9 protein-coding genes are annotated in these 9,574 nt (G+C 36.5%); all 9 read left to right on the top strand.

The features are described 5' to 3' along the window. Positions 1–201, top strand: a 201-nt coding sequence (locus D5R40_RS38175; protein WP_205127711.1) for an alpha/beta fold hydrolase, incomplete at its 5' end; no start/stop codon positions are given. Between the two features lie 80 nt (positions 202–281). Further along, on the top strand, positions 282–593 hold the full coding sequence (locus D5R40_RS38170; protein WP_124155493.1) for a hypothetical protein: 312 nt from the start codon (positions 282–284) through the stop codon (positions 591–593). A 17-nt stretch (positions 594–610) separates the two neighbouring features. Continuing rightward, positions 611–799: a hypothetical protein gene (locus D5R40_RS27255; RefSeq protein ID WP_124155492.1), complete on the top strand. Its 189-nt coding sequence runs from the start codon at positions 611–613 to the stop codon at positions 797–799. Positions 800–2,513: 1,714 nt separating this feature from the next. Beyond that, positions 2,514–2,777, top strand: coding sequence for a hypothetical protein (locus D5R40_RS27250; protein WP_124155491.1), 264 nt, complete (start codon positions 2,514–2,516; stop codon positions 2,775–2,777). 3,281 nt (positions 2,778–6,058) lie between these two features. Continuing rightward, the gene (locus D5R40_RS36180; RefSeq protein ID WP_161565083.1) at positions 6,059–6,199 is read left to right on the top strand and encodes a hypothetical protein; all 141 of its coding nucleotides are present in this window, start codon (positions 6,059–6,061) and stop codon (positions 6,197–6,199) included. 335 nt (positions 6,200–6,534) lie between these two features. After that, complete coding sequence (locus tag D5R40_RS36175) at positions 6,535–6,729, top strand: hypothetical protein (protein WP_161565082.1); 195 nt, start codon at positions 6,535–6,537, stop codon at positions 6,727–6,729. 730 nt (positions 6,730–7,459) lie between these two features. Further along, positions 7,460–7,657 (top strand): SDR family NAD(P)-dependent oxidoreductase, encoded by a 198-nt coding sequence (locus D5R40_RS42910; RefSeq protein WP_445974451.1) that lies wholly within the window; start codon positions 7,460–7,462, stop codon positions 7,655–7,657. An 83-nt stretch (positions 7,658–7,740) separates the two neighbouring features. Beyond that, positions 7,741–8,073 (top strand): Rossmann-fold NAD(P)-binding domain-containing protein, encoded by a 333-nt coding sequence (locus D5R40_RS38160; RefSeq protein ID WP_205127709.1) that lies wholly within the window; start codon positions 7,741–7,743, stop codon positions 8,071–8,073. Between the two features lie 1,311 nt (positions 8,074–9,384). Further along, positions 9,385–9,574, top strand: a 190-nt coding sequence (locus D5R40_RS36170) for a VOC family protein (protein ID WP_205127707.1), incomplete at its 3' end; no start/stop codon positions are given.

Raw genomic sequence — 9,574 nt, 5'->3', positions numbered from 1 at the left:
CCCGAATTTAATAAACCCGATTACCCGATAATGATAAGCTATGGAGAAAACGATATTTATGGCGAAAGTAAACATGAACTTCTTAAAAGATTTCCAACAGCAAGGGTTGAAACAATAGAGAAATGCGGGCATATCGCTTGGAAACACAATCCAAGTGGATTTAATAAATTGTTGAACGAGTTTTATAAAGAAAGAAAATAGCGACAGCTAACTAGTGTTTAGTGCATACCTTTGGGATACGCAGCATACACAGACCTTAGCTGCAAAATAATATATACCGAATGCTATATTGTCAGGCAACCATTGAAGAAGGAGAAAAAATATTACAAGACCTTAATGAGATTTCTATCTATGACTCAATTACCTACCTGTGTACCTTAAATTTAGATGATTTAAGTTTGAAGGAACTATTATGTTACCTGCTTGAAAATGGTTATTTGTACTTCTACATGTATTTAATAGGCTTTCATAGGTATCTTTCTGAGTTAGTTTATCCAGATCTTCTAGAAATTCTCGAATACGTTGCCAGACATAAGAAATTGGGAAAAGGGATAGAACTTTTGAACTTATTAGAATCAGTGTATATGACTTAGGGATCGATTTAATATCGGTGTACGCTCAATACGAAAATATAGATTCCGACGGACAACAAATTACTCTTCAGAATTACTATGAAAGACCTGGAGTATTATGCCGTGATGAACATATTTATGGTTTAGAACAACTATCACTTACTTTTGAAGATTTCAAAGAGGTTAGAATAAACTTGTTTCTCAAGGTGCAATTGAAGCAGAAATAATTGAGCCTGATCCACATATTGAATTAAAAGGGAGAGTGAATTTTTTCACAGTTCAAGGAAAGCCTCCAACTAAATGGATGTGGATAATCGGGTTAAAGAAAACTGGATAAATGAAATAGATCACAGCTAACATCAACTACACCCCAGCCAGCCTATAAAGTGGCTTCTCGGATCTAGTCATCGTTAGTGTTAAATAAAAAGGACACAATAATATAAGATATTGGATAAAACAAAGTTCTTTTCTTTTATGATCCTTGCTGTATTATTAATCGGATGCATAAAACCTAAATCTGAAGTACTAAAGGAAGAAAAACGGATATAAATTCTTTTTCAGAAGAGTTAAGCGATTCCATCCTTAAGCAACAGTTGATTGATAAATTGATTCAAAGGTTCATCCAGATTCGAATTACGTCGTGTATTTTTATATCATGATTTCAAGCAAAAGCCCAAATTTCAAATAATTTTTGATCACGGTGAATTTGAATTTACCAATGAAAATAAATTTCCAATCAGTTCACATGCATACGTTCGTATTAAAAAGTATTATCCAAAAACGAAAGGGTACATGTATACTATAATGTAGCTGGAAGAGATACTATATTTTACATAGATCCTTCCCATTCTGATAAAATAGTATTTCTCGAAAAAGAAGTAAGCTGATTGTTTACCAAAATATAGACTGGGAGAGATGGATGACAGATTAAAAAACACTAACAAAACCTATCCACCATCCTTCGTTATCCCTGCAGCCGATCGATAACTTGGTGTTAGCACTAATATATGGTAAGATTATTTCATTTGCTTCGCATTTATTACGATGAATTTAACACTGATTTCATGTGTTAATCAAAAGTCTGAATTAATGTCAGAAAGCATTGTTTTTGACAAACATGCATTGAGAGGTACCGTACTTTTCCTTAGACAGCGTAATCAAAAATGGATAGAAGTATATCATATCATTTCTCGGATTCAGGAGAAATAGAAAATTGGTTTCTATATGAAGAAATAGTTTTGTATGCCTGGGGTAAAAACTGCCTACGGGAAAGCCTACAGAACGCACTCATACGACACGATAAACTTTTTCTTTAAACACGAGGGGCAAAAAAAAAAACTGCAATTCCACTTTCTAAAATAGAAAACTGATAAGCCTAAGAGCTTCTTTATTACCCTTTAGGAAGTTTATTGAAGGCTCAATAGAAAAACCCGAGTTCCGAGGGTGAATTGCTATTGCTTAACCATCTGTATGGTAAAATTATTGCCGAAAATCCGAAGGACGGTAAAATATATTTCGAAAATATATTCCCCTTTCTAATTCAAGTTGCACTAGAATGCAATCCGGATCAATATCCGAAAAGAATAAGCTAATTATGGATAAAATATTCAAAGAGCTTGATAAAAGCTCAAATACATCCGAAATTTCTTTGAAAATATTAGAATACAAAACTTGTAAAGTGCTAACAAAAGCTATACCCAGCCAGCATCTAAAGTTGCTGTCCTGATTCTAGCTAGTCGTTGTGTACAATGAAAAATTAAAAATGAGTATTTTCTCAAATCTGTTCAAAAAGAGGCCCAAGTTAAAAGTTCAAACTGAACTTGGAGAGTTTACTTTGTTTCACAAGAGCAGAAGTAAAAATTTGTGGAGTAATGAAGAATTAGAAATTCCTTCAATTGTTAGAGGTACTGAAAAAATCCAGAATCAGCTCATGTTGATTTTTTGAAAAGCATAAAAAAAGAAATTGAAAAATTATCTCCAGAGATAACTAAGAAGTTTCTTAAGGAGTTTAGAGAAGCAGAACTGCCTACAAACTTCAATTCCTGGGAAGAACGATTTAAAATCGTTGGATTAGAAGTAATGATGATATATGAAAATGGGGCATACTGGAATCTCACATTGGCAGATACCAAAGAGCCCTATGCTCATTTCACCATATTTATTGAAGCCGGCAAAATAAACCCGGATTTTGCAATTGATACATAAAGCAAAATGCTCAACATCAGCTAAGCGCCAGCCAGCAGCTAAAGCAGCTATCCGAGGCATAACTTGGCGTTAGCAGGCATATAATAAAACGAATTGACAGCTCCCGATCGAATATTATAAAAACGATTTCTTCTTCCATTGACATTAATGGACGAGCAGAAAAGATTTGGGATAACATTACAATGTTCAAATTGAACAATTTTCAGACCAATAGCTTTTAAACTTCTTGGGATTCCAAGACCATTGAAAGCAGAGCTTTTGACTGAAGGGAAAGGTGGTCAAAGGATTGCCTATTTTGACACAGGCAAACGATTCATACAAGAAATAACTACTTGGGAACATTAAAGGAATACTCATTCAACTTCAATCCAGAAAAGGGGTTTATAGCAGGTCATTTTTTGACATCTCAGATGGGGTTTTCAGAGTCCCGAATGGTTCTTACTATTTAAGCTTCAAAGCTGATAAAATACAACTCACACTTACAACAAGCTACAGTCTTAACAGAAGAGTTTATTTCTTGTTCAATATTCCGGTAAGGCTAATTTTAAAGGCTTTTCAGAAATACTATTGACTTCAACAAAAAAGAATAGTGAATAGATGAAAATATAAAGTTTGCAGAAACCATTGAAATTAATTGCACTCCAGCTGTGGCTTTTGACTTAACTCAGGATTATAATCAACGATTAAGCTGGGATCTTTTCTTAAAAGGCTGACTTAATCGAAGTGCGACAAAAGCGGCTCAAGGAGTAAAAGCATATTGTGTTGCAAAGAATGGACTTGAATGGTGACGGAATACATAACTTATAACAGGCCTAAGCGACAGCAATTAAAATGACTGAAGGTCCATTAATATTTAAGTCTTTCTTAGGTTCTTGGACATTTAAGGAAATAACGACAGACTAGACAAAAGTAACTTTCTTGTATTCGTTTCAATTACGTTTCCCATTCAGTCTTTTAAAAAAATGGTAAAGAGAAATTTAGAATCGAATGTGCGGCAAAGGTTGATTGACTTAAAATTGAAAAAACATGACCCGCTAACAAGAGCTATAATCAATAGCGCCCTTAGAGGACCTTACTACTCATAACCAGACATTGAAGGCAAAAAAGTATAAAAGAACGTAAGCCTGTTATATAACTCAAAGAAGTTGAAAGATAGATAGAAAGAGTAAATAAGCTGATTACAACATAAGACTAAATCCTCATAACGCTAATAAAAATGAGATTAATAGTATTTTTAAAAGGCTCAATGTTTTAGGTAAAAACCTAAAATATTGAATTATGAAATACCATAAGCAGTACAGGCAAGCCTTTGGATAGATGAATATGGGAAAATCGATTTTCCGTCAAAAATTTCTAATGTCAAAGTTTCGCGAATTCGAAATTATAGATTAAGAGGCGGCTGTTCAATTTGTTTTCCACATGGATCGAAACAACCAATTCCCGATACAAGAAAATCAAATGAATTGGAAAAAATTTCGCAAAAGCCAGTGGAAGCCAAAACCTAAGAGGCGAGATTGAGAAAATAATGGATTTTGGTCGGATACTATTGAAATAGTAAAGCACGATTAATTGCGGATGAAATGCCTGTAACAAAACCTAACCTCCATACTTCGCAGACGCTATGTATGGAAGATAAGATTAAGACGAATTATGATCTGTTGAATTATATAGAAAATGATCCCCACAACCGTGGTTCTAACTTTAAAAGCTTTGTAATTTATGGTGAATTAGGGTGAGAGAGAAGATAGAAGAATTGTATCCAAAATTGAAATTGGAATATAAACGTTACCAATCAAAGGCTATAGAAGAAGTGGTTAAAAGTATCAACATTGAATAGAAAAGGCTGAAAACAAAAGCTAGAACTCCGGCTGACAGCTAAAAGAGCTGTCCGACGCAGAGCTTGCGTCATGCTCAATGCAAATCATGTATGGATAAACTTAAGATCGAAGTTGAGAAATATGTACAAGGAGGAATTGATGTCGAATGGACAGAGTTTTCTTCAAAACTTTCTATACATACAGCTTCGAAAAGGAGATCATATTTAGTCAGACCGACATTTGCGATAAAGTCATCTATATTTTAGAAGGTATAGCCGCATCTGAATATAATGAAGAAGACAAATTTATCATTTCAAGTTCTTTCAAGCTGGTAATCTATGCTCAAATATGATAAGTGCGGTATCAAAACAATCAAATCTGATAATGTAATTGCGATAACCAAGGTGAAATATATTGCTATACCCTTTGAGTATTTTATGCAGTTGTACTTTATCGGATAAGCTTGGCGTATTCTTTAGAAAAAAGATATTAGAACATTTAATCGAAGCCAAGCATATAATCAGTATCAAAACAATCCTCTGTTACTGAAGTACAATATTCCTTTATAGAAGAAAATTATCCAGCTATAATAAGCAAGACTCCTTCAAAATATGTTGCAGCCTTCATTGGAATTACACCCGAAGCGCTGAGCAGGTTTTTAAAACAACGCATCAGTTCTTAACCCTCATCAATCTTTTTGCATTCTCTAAGACTTACTTTGCATAAAAATCATAATTATGCAAAAATTAAGTATGCCTCAGGAGCGAAAGTTCGATGGGAATTAAAGCCTGTTTCATCGGTGCATTGGGGACAAGTAAAAAATAAATCCGGACAACTATGTGTTGTTCTCGAACACTCTTACTTCGTGACTAAGCTCCGAGATGATAGCTTGGTGGTTTAAGAATTTTGCGAACCTGAAGGTTACGTTAAATGATGAGAAGGTTATGAGGGTAAAAAAGTGCCTGCCTACTTTTTGTGGCATCCCTCTGACCACATAAATGCTCATTAAAGGGTAAGTTAGGTGAAAACAATACAGCGAAAGCTGGTGCGAAAATAAAATCCAGGAAACTATGCAATACAAGAAACATGGTTTTAAGTATCCGGTAAATGAGGAGTTGGAAATATTCTACTGTGAAAATGACGGCTGGGGAATGGAAAGAAAATCCCTTTACTTGGTACCATGATGTTTCTTAGGATATCCTTTAAAGATGTATACAAAGATGGGAAATCATCGGGGTACATTATCACTATGAAGTTGTAGCTGGAACGAATAAAAAGAACCTAATAGCCAAGGCAATCAACCGGAAAATTGTGGGCGTTATCTACCGGGTTTTGGGAAGCATGGATTACACATAACACCATTGAGGTTGGCGTATTTGAGATTTTCTTCCTGCCCTTTATCGTCAAAGAAATGATGTAAGTAATATTCAATATGCCAAAAGTATGAATCCCATAAGCCGAGAAATGGCATCAGAAGACCAAGAGGGCTTTAAACAAGCATCTTTTGAAGAGAGACTAAAGGGCTATGAGCAAAGCGAAAATGCTTTGATTATCAAAATGGGAGTGGTAAAAGCATCTAGGATAAAACAGAAACACAAGCCTTGATAAGCGTCCATTCCTGCGCATCGGCTGCGGCACGGAGGATCTCATAAAGCTTAGGAACAATGAGTATTAACAACCTATGCAGAATCAATATCCTTAATATCTATTAGCTTTTCCGAAAAATCATTTAGTCATTTTATTCTACTGAAAAGAAATTTGTAGTGTACAAAAAATGACAGAAAAATGATTAAGAAAATATTTGGAATTGCTCCTACTAAAGAAAAGAACGGTCCGGGATACATACCCTCACCTGTCGGGAAATGCTCGAGTAGATAAAAAGAGTGGCTTTCAAGCACAGACTTTGGAGGTAAAAAATACGCAGGTGAAAGAAGGTCCTGGTGCTTTGCACTGAAGAGCGCTATTTTGAAATGACCAATGGAAAGCTCTTTTCTACTGGAAATAATGTGCAGGAAACCATGGTACCGTTGATGCATTTGGTAAATGCAGGATTTGATTTCGATGTGGTCACACCTACAGCTAAACCAGCAATTCTTGAAGATTGGTCTGTTCTCACAAAGATGAAGCTGTACTAAGCTTATGAGAAAAAACAAGACCAAGTTCGCCAAACCCATTTCTTTAAAAGGGATTGTGAGAAAACGAACTGAATAAAGAATCAAAATACATTGCGGCTTTCTACCGGTGGTCATGGTTCTATGGTCGGTCTACCGGAAGATGAGAATGTTGGAAAACTGATTCGATGGATCGAAGCGTCTAATCGATACCTTGTTGCAGTATGCCATGGTCCTGCCGCTATGGTAGCTACTGCCGTACACAACAATAATCCACATCCTTACCAAGGATACAAAATGGTCGCATTTCCTGATAAATATGATAAGCAGTCCCCTTCGATGGGCTACTTGCCAGGGCACTTAGCTGGTTTCAGTGCGAAGCCTTGGAAAAGCAAGGAATCGAAATCATCAATGATAAGATAACAGGTGCCACTCACATGGATAGAAAGCTCTTTCTGGAGATAGTCCAAAGCCTGTGATGAACTAGGTAAAATAACAGTAAATGCACTATTTGATGAATTATTAAACTAACAACTCGAAAATCAAAAGAGAATGAATAAGACAATTTTAATCACGGGTTCCAGCTCTGGAATAGGCAGAGCAACGGCAAAACTTTTCAAAACAAAGGGTGGAACGTGATCGCAAGCATGCGCTCACCTGAAAGGAAACTGAGCTTAATTCTTTAGACAAATACACTTGTCACCAAACTAGATGTTTTAGAACTAGACAGTATCAAAAGTGCTATTAAACAGGAATAGCCAAATTTGATAAAATCGATGTGGTTCTTAACAATGCCGGTTATGGATTAATGGGCACATTCGAATCTGCAAAACGCGAAAGCATTATTCGTCAATTTGGCGTAAACGTACAAGGCTTGTTCGATGTAACGCAGCAAGCATTACTCACTTCAGAGAAAACAAAGATGGTATGTTTATCAACATTTCATCGGTAGGGGAAGAATGACTTTCCGTTAATGCCTCTTTATCATTCCACCAAATGGGCTTGAAAGGATTTTCAGAATCTCTCAGATGGGAATTGGCTCAAATAGGAGTAAAAGTAAAATTGGTAGAACCAGGCGGTGTAGCTACTGACTTTGGAGGACGTTCCCTGGATATGCAACATAATCCTGAACTCACAGAGTACAATGAGTTTGTAGGTGGGTTTATGGAAGCGATGAAAAGCTCGATGGATCCAGAAAAAATGAGTAAGCCTGAACAAATTGCAGAAATCATTTACAAAGCCGCTACCGATGGCAAAGACACCTTGCGCTATAGAGCTGGTGAGGATGCTTTATATTTATTAGATGCTCGTTCTAAAATGTCAGATGATGAGTATTTTGCAATGCAAAAACAGCAGTTTGGTTTATAAGATTTTGTCCCAAATGAGGTATGGAGAGAGAACTTTTTAATATCGAAACAATTACCAAGGCCCATGAAGTGATGGGGCTTCCAAAACCCAAACACCCTTTGGTTTCCGTTGTAAAAACAAAGATGTTAGACCATCATTGATTTTCGCGATTAAAGGTTGTTGATCATCTCTATCAAATCACTTTGAAAGATACCGGCTGTGGTAACCTTTATTATGGAAAAATTCCTATGACTATGAAGAAGGTACTTTAGTATTTACCTCCCCAGGCCCAGGTAACCATGTTTGAAGGTGAAATACCGGTGGAAGCAGAAGATACTAAAGGTTGGGTATTGGCTTTTCATCCTGACTTGATACGAAAATCAAGTTTGGCCGACAAGATTGACAACTACCTTTTTCAATTATGCTGTTAACGAAGCGCTGCATCTTTCGGACGAAGAATTGAATACGATAGAGGATCTTCTTGTCAAGATAGTTAAGGAATACAGCCAGAATTTAGACAAGCACAGTCAGAATCTCATTGTCTCAAATATTGAATTATTACTTGATTATTGTACTAGATTCTATGACCGTCAATTCTACACACGTTCGAATTAAACGCGGATATAGTCTCAACCTTTGAGCGACTGTTAAAGGAGTACTATCTGACTGAGAAAGCGATTGATGCTGGCTTACCCAATGTGCAATATTTTGCAGGTCAGTTAAACTTTACCTCAAGTTATTTGAGTGATTTATTAAAGAAGAAACAGGAAAGACGGCTCAAGAACATATTCACCTTTTTGTAATAGATAAGCTAAAAACACACTGCTTAACACAGGCAATTCAATCAGCGAAATTGGTATTCCTTAGGATTTGGTACCCACAACATTTTAGTAATCTGTTTAAATCAAAAACGGGGATGAGTCCAAGTGAATTTAGAAACTTGAATTGAAAATAAAACTGTGCATAACATGGACTAGAGCCCTGGTTCCGCTCTAACGAGCTTACCACAAGCTCATGGTCCAGTTGCTCTCTACAAGCTAAAAAAATCCCCTTCTGTAAATTGTGTTATAATTCCCTTTTGCAGTGTTAGTTAAGAACTCCTCGTAGATTTTTCTTTGCATCATAAACAAAAAAAACATCAATATGTCAGAAAATCATGGGAAAATCTATTGGAGTGAGCTGCTGACAACTGAGGTCGATGCAGCAGTCAACTTCTTTGAAAAGGTCGCCGGCTGACGTTCACCATCATACAGATGCCGGAAGGCCCTATCACATGGCCTCACTTGGCGAGAATAATATCACAGGTATTATGGACCTCTCCTTCATCCGGAGATGGACCAATCGAAGTCCCACTGGTTTACATCTATCATCGTAGACGATGTGGATGCCATGGTTGCGCAAACACGTGAACTTGGCGGAAAAATCATACGGGAGCCTTTTGAAGTGCCTGGTATGGCGCGGATCGCGTCCATTGCTGATCCTTCAGGTAGTGTGTTTGGGATTGTGACACCGATTGCAAAGG

It is taken from the genome of Okeania hirsuta (genome assembly GCF_003838195.1).
In the GTDB taxonomy this organism is placed as follows: Bacteria; Cyanobacteriota; Cyanobacteriia; order Cyanobacteriales; family Microcoleaceae; genus Okeania; species Okeania hirsuta.
Note: the sequence above shows the minus strand (reverse complement) of the source record. Positions and strands in the feature narration are given on the sequence as shown.

Excerpts from the sequence above, each read along its gene's own strand:
- D5R40_RS38170 (WP_124155493.1), top strand. The coding sequence starts at position 282 with ATGCTATATTGTCAGGCAACCATTGAAGAAGGAGAAAAAATATTACAA.
- D5R40_RS36180 (WP_161565083.1), top strand. The coding sequence starts at position 6,059 with ATGGCATCAGAAGACCAAGAGGGCTTTAAACAAGCATCTTTTGAAGAG.